Annotated in this window: 19 protein-coding genes and 1 tRNA gene; 5 read left to right on the top strand and 15 right to left on the bottom strand. The window is 71.6% G+C overall.

The window, feature by feature from the left end:
• Window positions 1-65 precede the first annotated feature (65 nt).
• Window positions 66-1,058, top strand: a complete 993-nt coding sequence (locus QOM21_RS03525) for a DMT family transporter (RefSeq protein ID WP_407548055.1) — start codon at window positions 66-68, stop codon at window positions 1,056-1,058.
• A gap of 33 nt (window positions 1,059-1,091) precedes the next feature.
• On the opposite strand, the gene QOM21_RS03520 is transcribed toward QOM21_RS03525, so the two are convergent.
• The 4 genes from QOM21_RS03520 to QOM21_RS03505 form a co-directional block, all read right to left on the bottom strand.
• Window positions 1,092-3,122, bottom strand: coding sequence for a trypsin-like serine peptidase (locus QOM21_RS03520; protein WP_407548053.1), 2,031 nt, complete (start codon window positions 3,120-3,122; stop codon window positions 1,092-1,094).
• A gap of 215 nt (window positions 3,123-3,337) precedes the next feature.
• Window positions 3,338-4,219, bottom strand: a complete 882-nt coding sequence (locus tag QOM21_RS03515; protein ID WP_407548051.1) for an oxygenase MpaB family protein — start codon at window positions 4,217-4,219, stop codon at window positions 3,338-3,340.
• A gap of 82 nt (window positions 4,220-4,301) precedes the next feature.
• A complete protein-coding gene (locus QOM21_RS03510; RefSeq protein WP_407555567.1) occupies window positions 4,302-4,910 on the bottom strand; it encodes a CatB-related O-acetyltransferase in 609 nt (202 codons plus the stop codon).
• A 210-nt stretch (window positions 4,911-5,120) separates the two neighbouring features.
• The gene (locus QOM21_RS03505; RefSeq protein WP_407548049.1) at window positions 5,121-6,173 is read right to left on the bottom strand and encodes an Lrp/AsnC family transcriptional regulator; all 1,053 of its coding nucleotides are present in this window, start codon (window positions 6,171-6,173) and stop codon (window positions 5,121-5,123) included.
• A gap of 119 nt (window positions 6,174-6,292) precedes the next feature.
• On the opposite strand from QOM21_RS03505, the gene QOM21_RS03500 reads away from it, so the two are divergent.
• Window positions 6,293-7,459: a lactate 2-monooxygenase gene (locus QOM21_RS03500; RefSeq protein WP_407548048.1), complete on the top strand. Its 1,167-nt coding sequence runs from the start codon at window positions 6,293-6,295 to the stop codon at window positions 7,457-7,459.
• 56 nt (window positions 7,460-7,515) lie between these two features.
• Complete coding sequence (locus QOM21_RS03495; RefSeq protein WP_407548046.1) at window positions 7,516-8,508, top strand: 2-hydroxyacid dehydrogenase; 993 nt, start codon at window positions 7,516-7,518, stop codon at window positions 8,506-8,508.
• A gap of 157 nt (window positions 8,509-8,665) precedes the next feature.
• On the opposite strand, the gene gntA is transcribed toward QOM21_RS03495, so the two are convergent.
• The gene (gene gntA, locus QOM21_RS03490; RefSeq protein WP_407548044.1) at window positions 8,666-9,376 is read right to left on the bottom strand and encodes a guanitoxin biosynthesis heme-dependent pre-guanitoxin N-hydroxylase GntA; all 711 of its coding nucleotides are present in this window, start codon (window positions 9,374-9,376) and stop codon (window positions 8,666-8,668) included.
• A gap of 292 nt (window positions 9,377-9,668) precedes the next feature.
• On the opposite strand from gntA, the gene QOM21_RS03485 reads away from it, so the two are divergent.
• Window positions 9,669-9,744, top strand: a tRNA-Trp gene (locus QOM21_RS03485).
• Window positions 9,745-9,874: 130 nt separating this feature from the next.
• Window positions 9,875-11,152, top strand: a complete 1,278-nt coding sequence (locus QOM21_RS03480) for a SpoIIE family protein phosphatase (RefSeq protein ID WP_407548042.1) — start codon at window positions 9,875-9,877, stop codon at window positions 11,150-11,152.
• Window positions 11,153-11,204: 52 nt separating this feature from the next.
• Here the strand turns inward: QOM21_RS03480 and QOM21_RS03475 are convergent, their stop codons facing one another.
• The 10 genes from QOM21_RS03475 to QOM21_RS03430 form a co-directional block, all read right to left on the bottom strand.
• Window positions 11,205-12,266 carry an LLM class flavin-dependent oxidoreductase gene (locus tag QOM21_RS03475; RefSeq protein WP_407548040.1) on the bottom strand — a complete coding sequence of 354 codons (1,062 nt, stop codon included), beginning with the start codon at window positions 12,264-12,266 and terminating at the stop codon, window positions 11,205-11,207.
• A complete protein-coding gene (locus tag QOM21_RS03470; RefSeq protein WP_407548038.1) occupies window positions 12,266-12,829 on the bottom strand; it encodes an SRPBCC family protein in 564 nt (187 codons plus the stop codon). Before QOM21_RS03470 ends, QOM21_RS03475 begins: the two co-directional genes overlap by 1 nt.
• A gap of 131 nt (window positions 12,830-12,960) precedes the next feature.
• Window positions 12,961-13,458 (bottom strand): winged helix-turn-helix transcriptional regulator, encoded by a 498-nt coding sequence (locus QOM21_RS03465; protein WP_407548036.1) that lies wholly within the window; start codon window positions 13,456-13,458, stop codon window positions 12,961-12,963.
• 58 nt (window positions 13,459-13,516) lie between these two features.
• Window positions 13,517-14,830 (bottom strand): PP2C family protein-serine/threonine phosphatase, encoded by a 1,314-nt coding sequence (locus QOM21_RS03460; RefSeq protein ID WP_407548034.1) that lies wholly within the window; start codon window positions 14,828-14,830, stop codon window positions 13,517-13,519.
• Between the two features lie 671 nt (window positions 14,831-15,501).
• Window positions 15,502-16,443: a TauD/TfdA dioxygenase family protein gene (locus QOM21_RS03455; protein WP_407548032.1), complete on the bottom strand. Its 942-nt coding sequence runs from the start codon at window positions 16,441-16,443 to the stop codon at window positions 15,502-15,504.
• A gap of 103 nt (window positions 16,444-16,546) precedes the next feature.
• Complete coding sequence (locus tag QOM21_RS03450; protein ID WP_407548030.1) at window positions 16,547-17,410, bottom strand: ABC transporter permease; 864 nt, start codon at window positions 17,408-17,410, stop codon at window positions 16,547-16,549.
• Window positions 17,403-18,209, bottom strand: a complete 807-nt coding sequence (locus QOM21_RS03445; protein WP_407548028.1) for an ABC transporter ATP-binding protein — start codon at window positions 18,207-18,209, stop codon at window positions 17,403-17,405. The genes QOM21_RS03450 and QOM21_RS03445 overlap by 8 nt, the downstream gene beginning before the upstream one ends.
• A complete protein-coding gene (locus QOM21_RS03440) occupies window positions 18,206-19,243 on the bottom strand; it encodes an ABC transporter substrate-binding protein (protein WP_407548026.1) in 1,038 nt (345 codons plus the stop codon). Before QOM21_RS03440 ends, QOM21_RS03445 begins: the two co-directional genes overlap by 4 nt.
• Window positions 19,240-20,568 (bottom strand): LLM class flavin-dependent oxidoreductase, encoded by a 1,329-nt coding sequence (locus QOM21_RS03435; protein ID WP_407548025.1) that lies wholly within the window; start codon window positions 20,566-20,568, stop codon window positions 19,240-19,242. The genes QOM21_RS03440 and QOM21_RS03435 overlap by 4 nt, the downstream gene beginning before the upstream one ends.
• A 479-nt stretch (window positions 20,569-21,047) precedes the next feature.
• Complete coding sequence (locus QOM21_RS03430; RefSeq protein ID WP_407548024.1) at window positions 21,048-22,289, bottom strand: ROK family transcriptional regulator; 1,242 nt, start codon at window positions 22,287-22,289, stop codon at window positions 21,048-21,050.
• Window positions 22,290-22,439 lie beyond the last annotated feature (150 nt).

Genomic DNA, 22,439 nt, shown 5'->3' with positions numbered 1-22,439 from the left:
CCCCGCATTATGGCGTGCGCACACACGTTCAAGACGCGGCGCCTCCTGTTCGGCAGAGTCGACGCATGCCAACGAAAAGGGGCCTGAGCAGCCCGTATCTGTTCCTGATGATCACCATGCTGCTGTGGGGCAGTGCCTTCTCCAGCTCGAAGTCGGTGGTCGAGCACGTCCCGCACACCGTGGCCGCGCTGATGAGGTTCGCGGGCGCCGCCGTCGCGCTGCTCGTGGCGGTGGCGTTCTTCGGCGGCCGGCGCCCCGACGCACCGTGGCGGTCCGGCGGACGGGCGGCGATGGCCGGAACCCTGGGGGTGTTCGCCTACAACGGGGGCTTCTTCTGGGGCCTCTCGCTCGCCCCTTCCCTGGACGCGGGCATCCTCATACCCGTCATGAGCCCGGTGCTCACCAGCCTGTTCCTGCTGGTCACGCGCCGGGAGCGGGCGTCGGGGGCACGGCTGGCCGGCCTCGGCCTGGGACTGACCGGAGCCGTGCTCTTCTTCCTGGGGGCGGGCGGTGGCACGCACGGCGGCGGCACGCGGCTCGCCGGCGACGCGCTCTTCCTGCTCAGCGCCGTGTGCTGGGCCGCCTACACCCTCGCGGGCCCCAAAGTGCTCGCCGGCACCGATCCCTTGCGGGCGACCGCTTACGCGACGTGCGCCGGGGCCCTCCTCCTCGGCCTCGTCGCCACGCCCGACCTCCCGGACGTCCGCTGGGGCGAACTCCCGCCCGGCGTCTGGCTGAACGCGGCGTACCTGGCGCTGTGCGCCGCTGCCGTCGCCAACCTCCTGTACTACCGGGGCGTGCGGGCTGTCGGGCCCGCCTCGGCGTCGCTGATGATGTTCACGGTCCCGGTCGTGAACACCGTGTGCGCCACGCTCTTCCTCGGCGAGACCTTCGGGGCGTTGCAGGCCGTGGGCGCGCTGGTCCTGCTGTCCGGCGCCGTCCTGGCCGCGACCCAGGGACGTCTGCCACGGCGGGCGGGCACGTCCGTCCCGCCCGCCGTAGGCCCGGCGGCGCCGACCGACGAGGACGCGGCCGGAAGGGACGCCGCTCGGCCGTGACCGGCCGACGGCACGATGCGCGGCGGAGGTCCGTCAGGTCGCGGTGAGGGCCCGGCCGATCTCCGTGGCGACTTCCTGGTGGGCGAGGTACTCGTCGATGTTGTGCGCCTTGTCGCGCGGGTTGACGACGGCCCGCTCGGTCAGCTTGCCCCAGGAGTCCTCCAGCGGGCAGCCGATCGCCACGGTGTCGGTCGGGCACCAGGCGTTGACCCACTCGCGGATGCCCTGCGGGCGCTTGGCGCCGGGCACGAGCAGCCGCTCGTACACGCCGTTCATGCCCAACGGGCTGCCGGCGGTGACCAGCAGGTCGACCTCCAGCTCCGGCGGGAGCTTCGGGATGAGATCCATGCCGACCACGGTGCCGAGGCTGTGGGTGACCAGGACGAGCCTGCCGGAGGTGGGCATCGTCTCCAGCACGCAGTCCAGGACGGCCTGCCGGACGGCACGGTTGTCGAGGTAGGCCGCGACGTCCCGGAGGACGGTGGCGATGACCCACTCGTCCAGGTCCGTCTTGGCCGCGAGCCAGCTCAACTGTCCCTGCAGGGCGCCCACCAGCGTGTTCCCGAACCCCTCGGTGGCGGGCCCGCCGTCCTGCGGCATGCCCGCCCTGCCCGCGGCCTCCGCGATCAGCTCCTCGTAGGTATCCCTGGCGGAACCGGCGGGCGCGAACGCCTCCGCGGCGGAGCCGGTGGTCAGCTCCTCGAACTGGCGGGGGAGGGATTCCTGCTGCCCGAGAGCGCCCATCAACCGGGTGCCGTAGAACGGCAGCCAGACATCCGCCGGGTCGATCGGGGCGATGCCGGCGAGGGTGAGTCCCTTGTTCAGTCCGCCGGTCCACTCGCGCCGCATGTCCTCGGGAACCTTCTTCTCCTGGCTCCTGCCGTGCAGGAAGACCAGATGCCGACGGCCGCCGAATGCGGTGCCACGGGCCCGGAGGCCGACGCGCTCCTCGGTGCTCTCGGTGGTGGCGCGCGCGGCCGGTGGGGGAGTGGGCGCCCTGTCCATCGGGGAGGCGGCCTCGGTGCCCTGCTGGAGGCCGGAGTCCGGGCCCATCTCGGCCAGGAGCGCACGACGGGCGGGGTCCAGCTGCTGCCCGGCCAGATGCCGCAGGATGGAGCTGATGCGCACTCCCTCGTTGGAGACGTAGTCCACGGCGTCGTCGCCGTCGCCCGGCCGCCACACCTGGCCGTCCTTGCGCAGAACGCGCTCCTCGCCGTCCGTCCTGGGCACACCGGAGTGGTGCAGCGCGACCACTTCCCACTGGTCGTTGAAGACCGGGGAGCCGGAGTTGCCGGGCTCGGTGTCGGTCTCGTAGTGCAGGAAGTCGTCGAGCCGGACGAGCAGCGCGTTGTCGCGGACGGCGATCTCCTTGAAGCGGCCGCTGGGGTGGCCGATGACGTTCACGGGCTCGCCGACGACCAGCTTGCCCTGCTGGACGCTGAGCCTGTTCCAGCCGAACGTCTCGCCAGGGGCGGGGGTGCCGGCGGGCTGCGCGATCTGCACGAGCGCGAAGTCCAGCCGCTCGTCGGCGAGGAAGAAGGCCCCGGGGTCGAGTTCCAGCCGCGTCGCCGCGTCCGGGGTGTTGTCGATGGTGACCTGGGCGTTGAACTCCACGAAGCAGCTTCGCGCGGTGGCCTCGTCGGGCAGCACATGGTGATTGGTCATCAGCAGCCGGGGCGACACCAGGAAGCCGGTGCCCTGCGGCAGCTCCCGGCCGGCCTCGCGGATCGAGATACGGGCGACGGTGCCGGCGGCCCGTACGCCGCGCGGCAGGAAGTTCCACGCCTGGAGTTCCTTGGAGGTGCCGATGATGCGCTCGTTCGTCACGGGCACATCCAGCGGATCCGCGTGGATCTTCGCCACCGCGGCCGCGGCCGGTACGCCGCCCCGGTCGAGCAGCCGGGTCGCGCGGGCCGCGAGGGCCTCCGGCGAGTCCGGGAACTTCACCCCTTCGTCCAGCTCACGCCGGGTCGCCTGCCGCTGGGCACTCGTTTCGCCGTAGCGACGGGCGGCGGCTCTGGCCTGCTTGTCCAGTTCCTTGAGGGTCTTCGACGTAGCTGGCATGGGAACCTACCGCCTGGCGAGGTGATCGAGTGGGGGGCCGTTCTGCTGTTGGCCTGCTCTTCCAAGGGGCGGGTACGGAAAGCGATGGCGCAACAGGGGAGAGGGCAATCGGGTTGCCTCCGGGAACGTCGCGGGGCATATGCGGGAGATGGCGGAGTGCCCGGCGCCGCGGAGGGCGCCCGCGGCAGGCGTGCGGAGCGAGGAAGGCCCCGTGGTCAATCGCTGCGGGAGGAACCCGGGGGAGGAGTCATGGCCCATCGGATGGCCGCCGTCAGCGCGCGTCCGCTCAACCGGACGAGGCGGTTCTCGATCCCCGGGACACGCGCCAGCCCGAGGCGTCCGCGGGCCCATGGCGGGAGGGAGGCGACCGCGTTCAGGGCGAGGACGGCGTAAGGGAGCCGGGCGGCCCAGGGCAGGGGCGGATGAAGGAGGATGAAGCGCGCCGCCTCCCGAGCCTCTTGTGAGGCGCGGAGTTCGGGCAGGTAGACGGCGAACCGGTCGTCCAGCTCGGCCTGGTCGCGCGGTGGGTCGACCACGCCGAGCGCGGCCGCCACCCGTGCGGCGTCGGCGATGTACGCGTCACGCCCGGCGGCGTCCAGCGGGTGCGCGCCGTAGAGCCGGTGAGCGCACAGGAAGCTGTCGACCTCCGCGATGTGCACCCAGGCCAGGAGGTGCGGATCCGCGGCGTGGTACTTCTCCCCGGTGGCGGTGGTCCCGGCCACGCGTTCGTGCACCTCGCGTACCCGGTCGACCGTCCGCTGCGCGTCCGCGGCGGGGCCGAACGTCGTCATGGCGAGGAACGTGCTGGTGCGCTGGAGCCGGCCCCAGGGGTCGCCGCGGTAGCCGGAATGCGCCGCCACGGCGGCCATCGCCAGGGGGTGCAGCGACTGCAACAACAGGGCCCGCAGACCGCCGATGAACATCGAGGCGTCGCCGTGGACGGTACGGATCGGCCGGTCCGGGCCGAACCAGCGAGGCCCCGGCGCGCCGTGGATGCGGGCCCGGTTGACCGGCCCCTCCGGGCCTGCGACGCGGTGGAAGAGGCTGCTGCCCACCCTCTCGCGCAGACCGAGGAGCCCTCGCGCCGAGACGTTCATGGGTCAAGTATCCGCCCGGACGTTCGCCGCCCCAAGGGCGTCCGGACGACCGCGTCCGGACGCGGTCTGGGGCGCCCCGCCGCTAACGCCTGTCCGGAGCCGCGGCTTCCAGGTCGTCGATGCTGCCGGACATGATCGTCGGCAGCTGCTCGCTCAGGTGGTCCATCGGCCAGTCCCACCAGGCAAGCGCCAGCAGCCGGGCGATGTCCGCGTCGTCGAACCGGCGGCGGACGAGCTTGGCCGGGTTGCCTCCGACGATGCCGTAGTCCGGTACGTCATCGACCACGACGGAACCGGACGCGATGATCGCCCCGTGGCCGATACGGACACCGGGCATGACCATGGCCCGGTAGCCGAACCAGACGTCGTTGCCGACCACCGTGTCACCCCGTCCGGGGAGACCGGTGATCAGATCGAAGTGCTCGGCCCACGACCCGCCCATGATCGGGAACGGGAAGGTGGAGGGCCCGTCCATGCGGTGATTGGCGCCGTTCATGAGGAACCGCACGCCCTCGCCCAGTGCGCAGAACTTTCCGATGCGCAGCTTCTCCGGCCCGTAGTGGTACAGCACGTTGCGCGTCTCGAACGCGGTGGGGTCGTCCGGATCGTCGTAGTAGGTGAACTCCCCGACCTCGATCAGCGGCGAGGTGACCAGCGGCTTCAGCAGCACCACCCGCGGCTGGCCGGGCATCGGGTGCACCACGTTCGGGTCAGGGGGAATGACAGGTGGCACGATGCGACTTCCTCTCCGTGGCGCCGGCCCGGCCGATCGGCCCGGCGCGGCTGTGGCGGGCCGAACGTACCCATGATCGCAACAGCCGCGCGCGCCCGAGCCACGCGGCCCTGCCCCAACTCCCGCACGGGGAGCGGCTACCCGCCGTCCGGCGCCGTGCGCGGCGGTTCAGACCTCCGAGCCGGGCCCCGCGCCGACGTCGCTCCACACGTCGGGCGGGACGACGCTCACCGAGCGGCCGTGCTCGTCGAGGAGGTGGCCCAGGAGTTTCTCGTGCCGGAGGGTGATCACCCGCTCGGCGATGTCGAGACTGGGGTGGGTCGCGGCGAGTTGGGTCTCGAAGCGGAGGACGTCGGTGACGGAGTGCAGGGTCGCCTGGAGGATGAGGTTCTCGGTGCCGCTGATCGCCGCGCAGTTGCGGGTCTCCGGGAGCCGGATGAGGGCCTGCCCCACGTCGGGCAGGTCCGACGGCGGCACCTTGGCCCAGAAGGTGACGGAGACGGGCCAGCCGCCGAGCGGGCGGGCGAAGTCGCAGCGGAAGCGGAGCAGGCCGAGGCGGATCAGCTGGTCGGTGCGCCGCTTGACGGTGGAGGCGCTGATGCCCAGCGCGGCCGCCAGGGACTGGTAGGAGGCTCTGCCGTCGTTCACCAGGTGACCGAGGATCGCCCGGTCGGATGCGGTGATCTCGCCCTGACCCCGGTCGGCCTCCAACTCCTCCGCGCCGGCGGCGAGTTGGGCGCGCTGCCCCGGGGCGAGTGCCGCGATCCGCCAGTGCCCGCCCTCGGTGAACATATGGCTGACGATCCGCGGGCGGACGGCGCTCACACCGGGCACGGCGGGCAGGACGTCGAGGGCGTAGCGGGACAGGGCGGGCAGGTCGCGGGTGGCCACGGTCGCGAGGAGGTCGTGGGCGCCGGACGCGCGCTCGATGGTGAGCATGTGGGGGTGCCGGCTCAGGGAACGTGCCACGGCGGCCGGGTCGCCGAGAGCGCACTCGATCTCGATGAAGGCGGTACACACCTGCTCGAACAGCCGCGGCCCGGGGGAGAGGCCGACCCACGCCTCGCCGCGCTCGGACAGCCGGCTCCAGCGCCGGGCCACGGTGACGGGATCAACCCCGAGAGCGCGCCCCAGCTCCGTCCATGAGGCGCGTGGCCGCAGTTGCAGCGCGTGGATGAGCGCCAGGTCGTCCTCGCTCAGCAATGTGGCCGGATCCTGCATCTGCACCGCTCCTCTGCGGGATTCCTGCAATCAGACGGGGGGCACAGTGCAGTATCGCAACCTGTTCGGGCGAGCACACCGTGCTCGTCACTGGTGCCCCGGGAAGGAAGAGACGGCTGATGCGTCGGACGTTCGGTTCCTATCAGGACGAGATCTACCTCAACGGGCTCGGCGGCGTGATGCCGCGCTTCCCGATGAGCTTCGAGGAACTGGAGGCCAGAGCGGAGGCGGTGCTGCCGCCGTCCGTGTGGTCGTACGTCTGCGGCGGCGCCGGGGACGAGCGCACGCAGCGGGCCAATGTCAGCGCGTTCACCCGGTGGGGCCTCGTCCCGAGGATGTTCGTCGGCGCCGCGGAGCGTGACCTGTCGGTCGAGCTGTTCGGCATGACGCTGCCCTCACCCGTCTTCGCGGCACCGATCGGTGTCATCGGCCTGTGCGCGCAGGACGGGCACGGCGACATGGCCACCGCCAGGGCCGCCGCCGACACCGGGGTGCCGATGGTGGCCTCCACGCTGTCCGTCGACCCGATGGAGCAGGTCGCCGCCGAACTTGGCGACACTCCCGGCTTCTTCCAGCTCTACACCCCCACCGACCGGGACCTGGCGCAGAGCCTGGTGCGGCGGGCCGAGGAAGCCGGCTTCAAGGGCATCGTCGTCACGCTGGACACCTGGGTGACCGGCTGGCGCCCGCGGGACCTGGCGACCGGCAACTTCCCGCAGCTGCGCGGACATTGTCTGGCCAACTACACCTCGGATCCGGTGTTCCGCGCCGGCCTGGAGCAGACCCCGGAGGAGGCGCCGCAGGCCGCCGTGCTGCGCTGGACACAGATCTTCGGCAATCCGCTCACCTGGGCGGACCTGCCCTGGCTGCGGTCGCTGACCGATCTGCCGCTGATCGTCAAGGGCATCTGCCATCCCGAGGACGTACGCCGCGCCAAGGACGGGGGCGTGGACGGCATCTACTGCTCCAACCACGGCGGCCGGCAGGCCAACGGCGGGCTGCCCGCCCTCGACGTGCTCCCCGCCGTCGTGGAGGCCGCCGACGGGCTGCCGGTGCTCTTCGACTCCGGCGTCCGCAGCGGGGCGGACATCGTCAAGGCCATCGCGCTGGGGGCCACCGCCGTGGGGATCGGCCGGCCCTACGCCTACGGGCTCGCCCTCGGCGGCACCGAGGGCGTCGTGCACGTGCTCCGCTCCCTGCTGGCGGAAGCCGACCTGATCATGGCCGTCGACGGCTACCCGACCCTGTCGGGGCTCACTCCGGAAGCGCTCCAGCGCGTCGTATAGCCCTTCGGCACGCCCCGCCCTCCTGTCACCCCTCGCTCGATTCGCCAAGGAGCCGCATGACCACCACCGCGACGAACACCGTGAAGAACGTGCTCGCCGTCGTCTCGCCCCATGTGGGCGGCCGCGCCGCGGGAGGCGCGCTCGCCCAGGTCTTCCCGGGGCAGGCCCGCGTCACCGTCGTGGAGACCGCCGACGAGGACCCCACGGCTCTGCGCGAGGCCCACGTCATCATCACGGGCCTGGGGCCGGTCACCGCCGAGCACATCGCGGCGGCACCAGCCCTGGAGCTGGTCCAGTGCGCCAGTCACGGCTTCGACTACGTCGACCTGGACGCGGCGCGTGAGCGTGGCGTCCTCGTGTGCAGCATCGGCTCCAGTGGCGCGGAGAAGCAGAACGTCGCCGAGCAGACCTTCGCGCTCATGCTCGCCCTCGCCAAGCAACTGATCCCGGCCCACACCGCGCTCGCCGTCGCCGACTGGGCGCTGCCGCGCCTCCAGCAGTCCCTCACCGAGCTGTCCGGCAAGACCCTCGGCGTCGTGGGGCTCGGCCACATAGGCCAGGAGGTCGCCCGCCGTGCCGTCGCGTTCGACATGAACGTCGTCTACGCAGGTCCGAGGCCCGCCGCCGCCGAGATCGAAGCCCAGCTCGGCGGCGCGCGCCATGTGGAATTCGAGGAGCTGCTGCGGACGTCCGACTACGTCACCCTGCACGCTCCGCTCACCGCCCGGACCCGCCACCTCCTCGACGCCGAGCGGCTGGCGCTCCTCAAGCCGACCGCCTTCGTCATCAACACGGCGCGGGGCGCCCTGATCGACCAGGACGCCCTCGCGGAGGCGCTGGAGGCCGGCAGGCTCGCCGGCGCGGGCATCGACGTCTTCGACCCCGAACCGCCCACCGCGGACCTGCGGCTGCTCCGCGCCCCCAACGTCGTCCTCTCGCCGCACGTCGCCGGAGTCACCCGCGAAACCCTGGTGCGCATCGCCCTGGCCGCCGTGCAGAACGCCGCGAACCACATCGACGGCAGGCCGCTGCAGGACATCGTCTCCTGAGGCCGCACGGAGGCGGACCGACGTCAGGCCGCAGGCCGTGCGACGGGCGCGCTACCACCCGCGCCCGCGCCGTCGGATCAGTCCGGCGGCGCGGGCGCGGTCGGTCGGCCTGCTTCAGGTGTCGCGTCCGGAAGAGGGCCGGTAGGGCCTCGGCCGGTCAGCCGACGGGTTGGGCGACCGCGGCCGGCTGTGCGCCGACCGGCTCGCGGTCGGTGCGGGCGCTGAAGGGGCACGCCCAGTCGGCCGGCTTCGGCCGACCCGAGTAGCGCCGGGCCTCGGAGAGCTGCTCGTACTCCAGGAGGTTGGGGTTGATGTCGCCCTGCAGCTCGATGTCCTGCTTGCGGATCTTCTCCTGCAGGCGGTCCCACAGGCCGGCGGCCTTTATTCGGTCGAACTGCGCGTGGGAGTTGAAGGCGAGCATCGGGAAGGGTGGGCGGCGGCCCACGCGGCGGTGCGACTCGTGCAGGCCGATCACGAAGAACGGGTGCCCGGCGACGCTGTAGGCGAAGGCGCCGGACGACGGGTCGTGGTCGTAGCCGTCGGCCCAGGGGTGCGTCAGGCTGTCGTGGTCGTGCACGGCCTGGAGCTGCTGCCACAGCAGATGCTCGAACTCGGTCTCCGACACGTTCAGGGGACCGGAGAAGGTGGCGATGAAGCTGGTGAAGGGCTTGGCGGCCCAGTCCACGGCCTGCACGTAGTCCTCCAGGTCCGCAGCCATGTCCCGCGCCGCCGTATCGTCCCCGAGCCACGTGTAATGGCGATGGGTGATGCCACCCTGCCGCCAGGCCGAACGACCGGCCAGGCAGGCGAAGGAGTCGCCGAGCAGGAACTGCCCGACTTCAGTGGCGGCGGAGACGTCAACCGGCATGTGTTCTAAACCTTCGTCGTGGGAGGAAAACGTGGGGGGACTCTGGCAGTGAAGATCGGGCACGGCCAATTCGTCAAGACGAGTCCTCCGTCGCTGCGATTCCGTCACTTTGGGTGTCCGTGTGATCGCAGCGGTCCGAACGTCCGCCGGTCGCGAGCGCATCTCGTCGGCGAGCCCCTCCGCCCGCTGCGCGTCCGTTCCATGACTGTTTCCGACGATCTTCCGCGCCCGGAATGCCGGGATGCGAGAAAGGGCTTTACCCCTACGCCGACCGGTGCCAAGCTCCCTTGCCGAGGGGCGTAGCTCAAAGGGCCAGAGCACCGGTCTCCAGAACCGGAAGACGCGGGTTCGATTCCCGCCGCTCCTCATCACCCGTCACATCGCAGCGTCACGGCGGCACTCCCGAGCCGGCGGCGGGCGGTGTTGCGGCGGCTGCCGGGGGCGTGCGGCTCGTAGATTGGGACGATCTCGACCCCGCGGGCCACCTGGCAGGAACATGTGACAACATCTCAGATCGACTACGCGGCGCTGTTCGCGGCCACCCCCAGCCCCTGCCTGGTACTGGGACCCGACCTGGTGATCGTCGATGCGAACCGGGCGTACTGCAGAGCCACCGGGCGCGGCCGCGCCGACCTCGTGGGGCAGTACGTATTCGATGCCTTCCCGGACAATCCGGCGGACCCGGACGCCGACGGGGTACGCACGCTGAGCGCTTCCCTGCACCGCGTGCTGACGACCCGCGCGCAGGACCCCATGGCGCTGCAGAAGTACGACATCCCCCTCGTGAACCGGCCCGGCCGGTTCGAGGAGCGCTGGTGGTCCACGATCAACACTCCCGTCCTCGGCGTGGACGGTTCGGTGGCGTGGATCCTGCACCGGGTCGAGGACGTGACCTCCTTCGTCCGGGCCCGCCGTACCCAGCTGCGGATGACCGGCGGCAGCCTGAGCGAGCGGGAGGAGGGGATGGAGACCGAGCTCTACGCCCGGGCCCGGGAGCTGCAACGCCTCAACGAGGAGCTGCGCCAGGCGCATGCCCGCGAGCGTCAGGTGGCCGTCACCCTGCAGGAGGCGATGCTCCACTCGCCGGATCTGGCCGGGCACCGCGACATCGCGGTGCGCTATCTGCCCGCCATCGGCTCGCTGAACGTGTGCGGCGACTGGTACGACGTCGTCGACCTGCCGGGAAACGGCTTCGCCGTCGCTGTCGGCGATGTCGTCGGCCACGGGCTGGAAGCCGCCACCGTCATGGGGATGCTGCGCAGCGCGCTGAGCGCCGCCACCCGCGCCGTGGAAGGGCCCGCGAAGGCCCTGGAGGTGCTCGGCCTGTATGCCCGCTCCGTCGAGGGGGCGCTGGCCACTACCGCGATCAAGGTGATGATCAACGTCGGCGTGCACAGCATCACCTACAGCAGCGCCGGCCACCCGCCGCCCGTGCTTCTGCATCCGGACGGCAGCTACGACCTCCTGGACCGGGCCACCGATCCGCCACTGGGTGCCCGCCCCGACCATGTCGCCCGTCCCGAGGCGCAGCTGACCTACGGCGCGGGCGACACCCTGGTGCTGTACACCGACGGGCTCATCGAACGCCGGGGCGAGGACATCGACGCGGGCCTCGCCCGCCTCACCGACGGCCTGGCGCGCCTGAGCCGGCTCAGTCCCGAGCGGCTCGCCGATGCGCTGCTGGCCCGCCTCGGTGTCAGTGCCGGCGCCCGCGACGACATCGCGCTGGTCGTCGTACGCCTGGGTGGGGCCGCGCCCCCGCCCGCCGCCGGGTAGCGGGACGGCGTCCCGCGCGACCGCGGCCCCTCCCGCGCCCCGGTCCCGGCCGCTAGCCGGACGCCTTCGACTCCATGGCGCGCGTCAGGTCCAGGGCCCGGCCGAGCGTCGTGAGCCGGGCTTCGAGGGTCTCGCCCGCGGGGTAGAAGCGGATGGTGTCGACCCCGGCGTCGCGCCACACCCGCAGGCGTTCCCGCACCATGTCCTCGGTGCCGATGAGCGTCGTGCCGAGGACCATCTCGTCGGTGACGAGTCCGGCCGCGCCGTCCCGGTCACCGGACTGCCAGCGCTCGTGTACCTCGGCCGCGGTCTCGGCCCAGCCCTGGCGGCTGTAGGCGTCGTTGTAGAAGTTCGTGGTGGCCGAGCCCATTCCGCCCAGGCTGAACGCCAGCTCTTTCTTCCGGCCGGCGACCATCTCCCGCAACGCGTCCTCGTCCTCGGCGAACGCGACCTCCGCGCCCTGGCAGATATCGAGATCGGTGCGCGCGCGGCCCGCATCGGCAAGGCCCTTGTCCAGGTGGGAGAAATACGCCTCGCCGGCGCCCTCCGGTACGAAACTGGTGCCCAGCCAGCCGTCCGCGATCTGCCCGGTCAGCCGGAGCATTTTCGGCGAGAGCGTCGCGAGGTAGATGGGAACGTCGTATTCGGAGCGCATCGAAAGGCGCATGCTTCGGGCGTCGTTGTCGGGCAGCGGAATGGTGAACTCCCGCCCGGCGTGGGAGATCTTCCCGCCGGTCGCGGCCTGCCGCACGATCTCGACGGTCTCCCGCGTGCGCGCGAGCGGCCGGGCGAACGGGACGCCGTGCAGACCCTCGATGACCTGCGGACCTGACGGGCCGAGGCCCAGCAGGAAACGTCCCTCGGAAATGTTCGACAGGGTGATCGCCGCCCTGGCGATGGCCGTTGGGGTGCGCGTGCCGAGCTGAATGATGCCGGAGCCGAGCAGCAGCCGCTCGGTGCGGGCGGCGAGATAGCCGAGGGGCGAGGGCGCCTCGGAGCCCCATGCCTCGGCCACCCAGCAGATATCCAGTCCCAGCTTCTCCGCCTCGCGCACGAATTCGACGGATTCCCGCCATTTGCCGCCGGACGCCTCGATCGTGGTGGACGTACGCATTACTCGCTCGCCTTTCCGGGGGTCTCGTCCGGGAGGGCAGAGGGCAGATCCGGCCCGCCTTCGGCCAGCTCCTTTACCGCGGCAAGTGTCCTGCCGATATTGGCCTCGAATTCCCGCAGGCGCACAAAGACGATCGACTGCTCCTTCTCCGGCATGCGATCGATGGCGTACGAGAGTCCGGAGCGGCCGGGGCCCAGCTGCATCCACTGGCGCAACAGCGTGGCGCCGTCTTCCTGCGGGGTGAGGGTGAACCGCCAGACGGCGGAGGGGCGCTCGATGTCCTCGACCGCCCAGGCGAAGACGCGCGGTGGCTCGTACTCCACGAGGTGCGAGGTGGTGGACCACTCCCCGAACGCCTCGTGCCGGTTGTGCCCGACGAAGCGGGCCCCGAGGCACGGCCCGGTGCGGCCGTCCAGCCACTCCACCGACCCCAGCTCGGGACTCGTCCGCGGCATCGTCCCGATGTCGGAGACCACCTCCCACACCCGCGCCGGCGGTGCGTCGATCCGGATCGACACCTCGACCGTCGGCATGTCCGCATAGCGCGCGCCCGTCCACTCCACGACCGTGCAGCCTCCTCGACCGTCCGAAGATCCCTACAAATAGGGCCTGGCCTCTAAAGTTGCGTAGATGAACTCACTCGTCAAGGGGTGCCGCGACACAGCGGGATCTTCGAATCGGCGGGCGTGCCGGGTCAGTCCGCGAACCGCTCGCGTACGTCAGGGCGCTCGGCCAGCCGCGTGGGGTAGCCCGGACCCAGCCGCGGCCGGGTGTCGTCCGCGGTCATCGGCTCACCGCAGTCGTCGCAGACCACCGCGGGGCGCCCGCGGTGCCCGCAGCGGTCGTGGTGGAACACGATCGGCGGGCCCTGCTCGTCGGCGAGCCAGCGGTCGCCCCAGGCGTTCATGGCCAGGAGCACGCCGAAGAAGTCACGGCCCATCTCGGTCAGGACGTAGTCGTGGCGCACCGGCTGGGTCTGATAGGGCTGCTTCTCCATCAGCCCCTCGTCCACCAGCCGCCGCAACCGGTCGGTGAGGGTGTTGCGGGCGATGCCCAGCGAGTGCTGGAACTCGTCGAACCGCCGGACGCCGTAGAACGCCTCCCGCAGCACCAGAGGCGTCCACCAGTCGCCCAGCAGGTCCATGGTGCGGGCGATCGAGCAGGGCCAGTTGGCGAAGGAGGACCGTCTCATGTGCCCAGGATACGGCGGGTCTCGAAACGAGACCCAGCACGTCCAGGAGGTCTCACCCTCACTCGGCGTCGGCACCGGGTGGCAGGCGGCGCCCTTCCATGACGTCCTCCGGCGTGGTGTGCGGAGGGAGGCCGGTGAGCGCCTCGACCCGGGCGGGGCGGTAGGGATCGGGGCCGCTCCACTCCAGCAGCAGGACGGTCGCGTCGTCGTTGAGGCGGCCGTTGTGGTAGCGCAGATGGTGCCGGATGAGGCGGCGCAGGGTTTCCGGCACGGGCAGGCCGTCGGCGTGGTGGCGCAGCAGGAAGTCGGTCAGGCCCGCCAGGCCGAACTCCTCGCCGTCACTGTTGCGCGCCTCCGTGATGCCGTCGCTGTACAGGAGCAGACGATCACCGGGCTCCAGCTGCTCCTGGCACACGGTGGGTTCCAGGCCCAGATCGGTTCCCGCGGGCGGTGCGGGCGGGCAGGGCAGGCTCCAGGCCGTGCGGCCCCGGCGGATGAGCACCGGTTCGGGGTGCCCCAGGCTCGTCCAGCTCAGCAGACCCGTCGCGAAGTTCAATTCGGCCATGACACCGGTGGCGTAGCGCGCGGCACTGAACTGTTCGACCAGGGCCCTTTCGATGGCCGCTGCTGTCTCCGGCATGCCGGCGCCGTCGCGGCGGTTGTTGCGGTAGGCGGACAGGGCGAGTGCCGCGGTCAGCCCTGCGGCCGTGTCGTGGCCCATGGCATCGAAGAGGGCGAAACAGACGGTGTCGGTGCCGATCGCGTAGTCGAAGACGTCACCGCTGATCTCATAGGCGGGTTCCATCACTGCGCTGATCAGCACCCGGTCGGTGGCGCACGTCCGGGGCGGCATCAGCCGCCACTCCATCTCGGCCGCGACGTTCATCCCGCGGCGCCGCACCAGGCCCGCGTACGTGTCGCTGGTGGCGCGCTTGCTCACCAGCATGAAGGCGACCAGCCCGGCCACGGTGCGCAGATCGTCGGCGACCGGGGCACCGGCCTCGCCGGCGGACACCCGCAGCACGCCCAGACGTTCCGTGCCGTCCAGCAGCGGCACCCACCATTGGCCCACCGGGGACGCCGAGCCCTTGACGATGGCGCCCGTCTGGAACGCCCGCCCGGCGAGTGTGCCCTCCACCTGCAGTGCGGTGGGCGCGTCCGCGTTCTCCCGGGCCGTGGCCGAACCTTCGGCGCCCAGCAGGTGCAAGGACTCCTGTTGCAGGTCGGCCAGATAGACCAGCACCTGCGACCAGCCCACGCGCTCCGCGTGCCGGCCGACCACCTCCGGGATCTGCTCCAGCATGATCACGTGGCTGGCGGCGATGAGGTCACCCAGCATCCGGTCGGCGGGCCCCAGGCCCGTGCCGCTCATGCAGCCACTCTCCCTCAGCACAATTCCTCAGCGAACGAACAGCCTGTATCCACCATCCCGCATTCGTCCCACGGCGCACGGCAGGACGCGTGTGGCGCGACGGTGACGGGCGGCGGGTGACAAGAGGCCCGGTGGGCGGTCCTACGGGGCGGAGGACAGCCCACCGGCGCTATGGGCGGTGTGCGGGGCTCGTGGGAGAACGGGCCGGGGCTCCGTTCGGCGGCGGCTTCGTCGCGCCGGCCGCAGTTCGCCGATACCGTCGGTCTACGGCCCGCCACCCGGCGGGAACAGGCTGCGGCCCACTGTCCTTCGCACGTCGGTGGGTCGCAGCCGGCCGTACACACGCCGACGGCCGGGCAACCCGCGGAAAGATGGGGGAACAACGTCTGCGAGCGGGCGTGGTGGGGAACAAAAGGGGACAGGACGTCGTTCTATCAATGAGGCTGCCAAGGGAACAGTGTCCCCGGGCCCGACTTTTTGCCCACGAGAAAGATCGTTCGGCTGAAGTCTCGTGGAGCCTTTCGCCGAGAGGCGACCGCCCTTGGTAGCTCCCACAAACGCCCCGGCTGGTCTCCCCCGTCCAGTCGGGGCTCTCGTGTGTCCGCCCATGCCTGTGGGCCCGGCACCTGTGCCGGGCCCACAGGCATGGGCGGTGGCCGACCGGGTGCGGGTCAGCGCGTGGCGTCACCCGGCTGGGCCAGGGCCGTGTTGTAGGCGGTGTCGTCGCCGGTCACCGAGCGGCTGGCCGTGCCGTCCACCGCCACCGGAGTGTCGCCCGCAAGCGTGATGCGCTGCACGCGGCGGGCCAGGGTGCCGTAGTCGGCGACGGCGTAGTGCTGGGTGGCACGGTTGTCCCAGAACGCCACGTCGCCCGGCGCCCAGCGCCACCGCACGGTGTTCTCCAGACTCGTCACGTAGGACTGGAACAGCTTGAACAGCTCACGGGAGTCGTCGGCGTTCCAGCCGACGAAACGCCGTACGAAGCCGCCGAGCACCAGTGAGCGTTCACCGGTCTCGGGGTGCACCCGCACCACCGGGTGCTCCGTGACGTACTCGGTCGAGGTGAAGACCTCGCGATGCCGCCGGGCGTCCTCGCTGTCGTCCGACGGCTTGTAGGCGGCGTAGTCGTACGCGTTGGAGTGCACCGCCCACAATTCGTCAGCCAGCGTGCGCAGTTCCTTCGGCAGCCGCTCGTAGGCGGTGACCGTGTTGGCCCAGACGGTGTCGCCGCCGTACGGGGGGAGTGTCACCGCGCGCAGGATGGAGCCGAGCGGCGGCCGCTGCACGAAGGTCACGTCCGTGTGCCAGTGGTTGGCGCGGCCGGCGGTACGGCCGTAGTCCAGGTCGAGCACCGCAGGGGAGCCGTCCAGCGAGGGGATCGTCGGGTGCGCCGTGGTCGGACTGCCGAACCGGCGGGCGAAGCGCTCCTGGCCCGCGGCGTCCAGGTCCTGGCCGCGGAAGAAGATCACCTTGTGCTCCAGCAGGGCGGCCCGGATGGCCTCGACGGCCGGGGCGGGCAGGTCTGCGGAGAGATCGACGCCGTGGATCTCGGCGCCGATGTTTCCCGAGACCTTGACGATGTCGAGGGAGACGGCGGAAGCGGGTGCGGTCATGACGGATGTCCTTTCGAAGGTGTGAAGTGTGAGGTGGGGGACCTGAGGTGCGGGACGTGAAGCGTGAGGCGACGGTGGGTGCGGTGGCCGTGTGATCGGAGGGCTACCGGGAGGGCTCGACGCGCCAGCGGGAGAAACGGCGCTCCAGCGACACCAGGACCTGGTTGAAGGCCAGCCCGAGCAGGGCGATGGTCACGATGCCCGCGTACATCTGCGGCACCGCGAAGTTGAACTGCGCGGCGTTGATCATGTATCCGAGGCCCGCTTTCGCCCCGGTCATCTCCGCGGCGACCAGCACCAGGATGGATGCCGCGCCGGCCAGGCGGATACCGGTGAAGATGGTGGGCAGCGCGGCCGGCAGCACCACCTTGCGAAAGAGCTGCAGGGAGGAGAAGCCCAGCGAGCGGGCGGACTTGACCAGCAGGGCGTCCACCCCGCGCACCGCGCTGACGGTGTTGAGCAGGATGGGCCAGGTGGAGGCGTAGACGACCAGCGAGATCTTGGAGCTCTCGCCGAGGCCCAGCAGCAGGACGAAGACCGGTAGCAGGGCCAATGCCGCGGTGTTGCGGAACAGTTCCAGCAGCGGCCCCAGCAGCTCGGCGGCGGTCCGGTACCAGCCGATCAGCACTCCCAGCGGGATCGCTATCACCACCGCGATGGCCAGGCCCGCCACCGAACGGACCACACTGGCCTGAAGGTTGTCCCACAGCAGTCCGCTGCCCGCCGCCTCCAGCCAGGCGCCGACCACCTCGGAGAACGGCGGCAGGAACACGCTGTCGACCAGACCCGCCCTGGGCGTCACCTCCCACAGGGCGAGCAGCGCGACGACGGCCACCGAGCGCTTGGCCACGGCGCCCGCGAGGCGCGCCGCACGCCGCGCCGGACTCGGCCGCGGTGGCGCCGGCGCTCCGGCGGCAACAGGCTCGGCAACCGTCCGTTCGCGGTCGAGCTGCAATGTCTCAGACACGCGCCACCGCCTCCTCTCCCTCGCGGGCCGCCTGCCGGACCTCGTCCTGCAGTTGCTCCCAGATGCGGTGCCTGAGCTGTGCGAACTCCGGACTGGAGCGCACATCGCCGGTACGCCGGTCGCCGAGACCGACGTCGATGACCTCCTTGATCCGCCCGGGGCGCGAGGTGAGCACGGCCACCCGCTGTCCCAGGTACACGGCCTCGTCGATGCCGTGCGTGATGAACACGACGGTCTTGCCGGTCCGCTCCCAGATCCGCAGCAACTCCTCCTGCAGCAGATCCCGCGTCTGGGCGTCCAGCGCGGCGAACGGCTCGTCCATCAGCAGCACATCGGGGTCGAAGGCCAGGGACCGCGCGATGGCCACCCGCTGCCGCATCCCGCCCGACAGCTCGTGCGGGTAGCGGTCGCCGAAGCCGGTCAGGCCGACGAGTTCGAGGTACTCCTGTGCCCGCTCGCGGCGCTCCCGGCGCGGTACGCCCTTCGCCTCCAGGCCGAACTCGACATTGCCGCGGGCGTCGCGCCACGGCAGCAAGGCGTACTGCTGGAAGACCACGCCCCGGTCCAGGCCCGGCCCCAGCACCGGCACCCCGTCCACCAGGACGCGGCCGCTGCTCGGCGTGGCCAGCCCGGCCAGCAGGTCCAGCAGCGTGGACTTGCCGCATCCGCTCGGGCCGACCACCACGGTGAACTCACCGGGGGCGATCTCCAGGCCGACGTCCCGCAGCGCGGTCAGCTCCTCGCCCTCACGGGACGGAAAGGTCTTGGTGACGTTCTCGAAGACGATCGAGCTGCTCATGCCGCTCCTGAGTAGGGGTTGAACCGGTTGGTGTACAGCCGGTCGAGAGGTGCGTCGCGGCGGTCGACGATGCCGTCGTCCACCAGCCGGTCGCGCCACACGGACAGTTCTCGTGCGGCGATCACGCCGCCCCGCCCGGCGACGCCGTAGCCCTTCCAGAACTGCAGCGCCGCGGCGTCCTCGGCGCGCTTCCTGGCCTTGAGGATGCGCCGGAACCGGTCGATGACCTGCGGGGCCGGCCGGCTCTGGCTCCAGGCGAGGGCGCGGGCCACGGCGCCGACCACGGCGCGTACGGTGTCCGGGTTGTCGTGCACGAAGCCGTCCCGCATCACCTGGCACCCGCAGCTGAAGGCACCCAGCACCTGGTAGTCGTTGAAGACCGGCCGGATGCCGCCACGCTCCAGGGCGGCGTCACGCAGGATGCCGCCGAGCACGGCTACGTCCAACTGGCCTGAACGCAGGGCCTGTTCGGCGCTTACCGGTGGGACCACCACGATCTGCGCGGACCGCGCACGGGCCGCGGGAAGGCCCGCGGACCGAAGTCGCATCCGCAGCACGTCCTCGGCCTGCCCGCCCAGCGTGTTGGCGCCCACCGTACGGTCGGCCAGGTCCCGCACGGTGCGCACCGGGCTGTCCTCGCGGACGTAGTACCCCGACCACACCGTGGCGTCGACCCCGTAGTAGCTGTACAGCGATGTGATGGGGGCGCCCGCCGCGATCAGCCGGATGATGGCGCCGTTGAAGGCCCCGCCGATATCGGTGTCGCCGGTGACCGTGGCCTGGATGTCCTGCGGGCCGCTGGTGCTGTTGCCGATCCACTCCAGCCGCACGTCCTCCAAGTAGCCCAGTCCGGCGGCGAGTTCGAGCGGGGTGACCGCACCGGCCGAGCCCTGGTAGCGAATGGTTCGGGTCTGCGGCCGGCAGCCCGAGCGGCCCCGGTCCTCGCGGGCCGTGGCGATCCCGGTGGCGCCCAGACCGGCCGCGACCACCGCCCCGCCGATCCCGGCGGCCAGCGTGCGTCGGGTGAGGCTCATGCCGCCACCGCTTCTTCGGCCGGCAGCGGCAGGCCGTAGTGCTCGCGCAGCGTCGAGCCGGTGTAGCCCTCGCGGAACAGCCCGCGCTTGCGCAGCAGGGGCAGGACATGGTCGACGAAGGCGTCGAGGCCCGCCGGCAGCACCGGAGGCATCACGTTGAAGCCGTCGGCCGCGCCCTCGCGGAACCACTCCTCGATGAAGTCGGCGATCTGCTCCGGCGTACCGGCGAACACCTGGTGCCCACGGCCGCCACCGAGCCGGCCGATCAACTGCCGCAGCGTCAGCCCCTCGCGTTCGGCCAGGTCCCGGATGAGCTCGAATCGGCTCTTCGCACCGTTGACGGCGCTGACCGGCGGCAGCGGCGGCAGCGGTGCATCGAGCGGATGGTCGGTGAGGTCGATGCCCAGGGTCGTGGAGAGCACGGCCACCGCGCGCTGCGGAGTGATCAGCTCGTTCAGCTCCCGGTCCAGTGCCCGGGCCTCGGCCTCGGTGGACCCGATCACCGGCACGATGCCGGGCAGCACCTTCAACCCCTCCGGATCACGGCCGTGCGCGGCGGCCCGACGCTTGAGGTCCTGGTAGAAGGCTTGCGCGTCCTCCCGTGTCTGCTGCGCGGTGAACACCGCCTCCGCGTACCGCGCCGCGAACGCCTTGCCGTCCTCCGACGACCCGGCCTGCACCAGCAGCGGCCTGCCCTGCGGACTGCGCGGTACGTTCAGCGGGCCTCGGACGCGGAAGTACGCCCCGCTGTGGTTGATCTCGTGCACCTTCGACGGGTCCGCGTACGCACCGGTCTCCCGGTCGAGCACGAGCGCCCCGTCCTCCCAGCTGTCCCACAGCGCCCGGGTGACCTCCAGGAACTCCGCGGCCCGTGCGTAGCGTTCCGTGTGGGCCTGGTTGGCGTCTTGGCTGAAGTTCTGCGCGGCCCGGTCGCCGGCGGAGGTGACGATGTTCCACCCCGCGCGGCCGTGGCTGAGATGGTCGAGCGACGCGAACTGCCGGGCGAGGTTGAACGGTTCGCTGAACCCCGTCGAGGCGGTGCCGATCACCCCGATGCGGGTGGTGACGGCCGCGATCGCGGACAGCAGGGTCAGCGGCTCGAAGTGGTTCACCAGGCCGTACTGGACGGGGCTGCGCACCTCCAGGCCGTCGGCCAGGAACACCGAGTCGAACGCGGCCTCCTCGGCCTTCCGCGCCAAGTCCTGGAAATGGGCGATGTCGGACACCCGCGAGGGATCGGTGAGCGGATGCCGCCACGCGGCCTCGTGGTGGCCGACACCCATCAGGAAGAGGTTGAGATGCAGTTGCCGGTCGTTTGTGGTCATCAACAATTCCTCGGAAAGGGAGCGCTGAAGGGGCAGGAGAGCAGCGCCGGGAGAGAAGAGGGAGAGGCCCGCGGACAGGCCGCAGCGAGTCCGGGGCGCGAGAAAGTACCTGCGGCGACGGTGTCGTCGGCGCCTGAGGCCGAATACCGGGAGGTGTGGGACCCGACGGGGTCAGCGCAGCGCGTACGGAGGGCGCGGACAGCCCGGACACGGGGGACAGCCGCGGCGACAACCGCCGCGACCGCCGGGGCGGGAGGCGCGCTGAGGGAGGCGAACGCGGAGGGGTTGCCCCGGGCGGCCCACTGCCGCCTGTCGCCCGGCGGCGCTGCGCACCGCGGTCCTCACTGTCGCGTCCATGCCTCGATTCTTGTCGGGCCGCACGCCCCGGGCAATGATTTGCGACGCCGTGGAAGAAACCCCCGCCGGCTTCCCGGACACCCTCGAAGTACCCGTGTCCTCCGGTCGCCCCGTCGTCGGCCTCATGCCGAACCGGCCGTACGCAACTCCATGGGGCGGCGGTGGACGGCGTCCAGTACCACCGCGCCCGCCGACACCGCCAGCACCTGCTCACCGAAGCTGGTGGGCACCACCACGTGCTCGGGGTCGGTGCACAGGTGGGAATGCGCCGCGACCTCCTCGTGCAGGTCGGCCATCAGGCCCGGAAGGTGCACCACGGCGGCTTCGGCGACCACCAGCAGCTCCGGATTGAGCACGTCGAGCAGCAGCGCCGCCGCCCGGCCCACCATCCGCAACCGCTCGCGGAACATGCGCAACGCCGCCGGGTGGCCGTCCCGGGCCCGCGCCAGCAGCAGCGCGAAATCCGCCTTCTCGATCAGTCCTTCCGCGAACGCCCGTTGTCCCAGGGTGTGTTCGGACACCGTGGCCTGGAGGCATCCGCTGCGGCCGCACGCGCACGGCGGTCCCGGTACGCCCAGTGGCAGATGCGCGATGTCCCCGGCACCGGAGCTGCGGCCGCGCAGCACCCCGCCGCCCGCCGTGATGGCCGCGTCCACCACATTGCCCACGAACAGCTGCACCAGCTCCGCGCTGCCGCTCCCGGCGCCGAACAGCAGCTCGGCCCGCGCGAGGGCCCGCGCGTGCCCGTCCACGTGCACCGGCAGCCGCGTCGACGCGGAGAGCACCTGGCGCACGGGCACGTCGCGCCACCCCAGCAGGGAGTGCTCGACGACCGTGCCCCGCTCACTGTCCACCCAGCCGCCGGTCACCACGCCCAGCCCCAGCACCGACCGGTGCCGCGACCGGCGCGCCAGGAAGCCCGGCAGATACGACCGGATCCGCCCCAGCACGTCGTGCGCCGACCGGCGGTGCCGGATCCGTTCCTCGCCCAGCACCGCCCCGCGCAGATCCACCAGCGTGAACGTCACCATGTCCACGGCTATGTGGACCCCGCACGCCGCGTGGTGCGCGGGGTCCACCTCCACCGGCATCTGCGGCCGGCCGGCCCGCGGTGGCCCGGCCGGCGGCGGCAGTTCCCGCAGCAGCCCGAGCCCGACCAGCTCCGCGGTGTGCCGGGAGACGGCGGCCGGGCTGAGACCGGTGGCCCGCGCCAGGGCCGTGCGGGCGAGCGGGCCGCCGCGCAGCACGGCCCGCAGCACCACACCCGCACCGTCCCTCGGCGTGGCCCGTACCTCCTGCGGCGGGTACGGCAGCGCGGGTGCGATCAGCAGCGGCGGGCGGGCAGGGGCGGCAACGGTGGCCATGGGCTCCTCGCTCGGTCGGCAGGACGACAGCGTCGGCCACCGGACCCCGGGAGGATCAGTGGCAGTAGCCCGTACAACACAGCGTGGAAACCATGCCTCGATGCTCGCAGCGCGCTGCGGGCCTGGTCAACGGCGTGGCGTTAAGGGGGC

Origin of the sequence: Streptomyces sp. Pv4-95, assembly GCF_045782725.1 — a bacterium.
Classification (GTDB): Bacteria; Actinomycetota; Actinomycetes; order Streptomycetales; family Streptomycetaceae; genus Streptomyces.
The sequence above is the reverse complement of the archived record's forward strand: the minus strand, read 5'-3'. Positions and strand labels throughout refer to the sequence as shown.

Bases quoted from the DNA above. Each gene is read 5' to 3' on its own strand.
- QOM21_RS03495 (WP_407548046.1), top strand. From the start codon at position 7,516: ATGACCACCACCGCGACGAACACCGTGAAGAACGTGCTCGCCGTCGTC.
- QOM21_RS03435 (WP_407548025.1), bottom strand. From the start codon at position 20,568: ATGACCACAAACGACCGGCAACTGCATCTCAACCTCTTCCTGATGGGT.
- QOM21_RS03475 (WP_407548040.1), bottom strand. From the start codon at position 12,266: ATGCGTACGTCCACCACGATCGAGGCGTCCGGCGGCAAATGGCGGGAA.
- QOM21_RS03465 (WP_407548036.1), bottom strand. From the start codon at position 13,458: ATGAGACGGTCCTCCTTCGCCAACTGGCCCTGCTCGATCGCCCGCACC.
- QOM21_RS03440 (WP_407548026.1), bottom strand. From the start codon at position 19,243: ATGAGCCTCACCCGACGCACGCTGGCCGCCGGGATCGGCGGGGCGGTG.
- QOM21_RS03505 (WP_407548049.1), bottom strand. From the start codon at position 6,173: ATGCAGGATCCGGCCACATTGCTGAGCGAGGACGACCTGGCGCTCATC.
- QOM21_RS03520 (WP_407548053.1), bottom strand. From the start codon at position 3,122: ATGCCAGCTACGTCGAAGACCCTCAAGGAACTGGACAAGCAGGCCAGA.
- gntA (WP_407548044.1), bottom strand. From the start codon at position 9,376: ATGCCGGTTGACGTCTCCGCCGCCACTGAAGTCGGGCAGTTCCTGCTC.
- QOM21_RS03445 (WP_407548028.1), bottom strand. From the start codon at position 18,209: ATGAGCAGCTCGATCGTCTTCGAGAACGTCACCAAGACCTTTCCGTCC.
- QOM21_RS03455 (WP_407548032.1), bottom strand. From the start codon at position 16,443: ATGACCGCACCCGCTTCCGCCGTCTCCCTCGACATCGTCAAGGTCTCG.
- QOM21_RS03510 (WP_407555567.1), bottom strand. From the start codon at position 4,910: ATGCCCGGCCAGCCGCGGGTGGTGCTGCTGAAGCCGCTGGTCACCTCG.
- QOM21_RS03430 (WP_407548024.1), bottom strand. From the start codon at position 22,289: ATGGCCACCGTTGCCGCCCCTGCCCGCCCGCCGCTGCTGATCGCACCC.
- QOM21_RS03460 (WP_407548034.1), bottom strand. From the start codon at position 14,830: ATGAGCGGCACGGGCCTGGGGCCCGCCGACCGGATGCTGGGTGACCTC.
- QOM21_RS03500 (WP_407548048.1), top strand. From the start codon at position 6,293: ATGCGTCGGACGTTCGGTTCCTATCAGGACGAGATCTACCTCAACGGG.
- QOM21_RS03515 (WP_407548051.1), bottom strand. From the start codon at position 4,219: ATGAACGTCTCGGCGCGAGGGCTCCTCGGTCTGCGCGAGAGGGTGGGC.
- QOM21_RS03525 (WP_407548055.1), top strand. From the start codon at position 66: ATGCCAACGAAAAGGGGCCTGAGCAGCCCGTATCTGTTCCTGATGATC.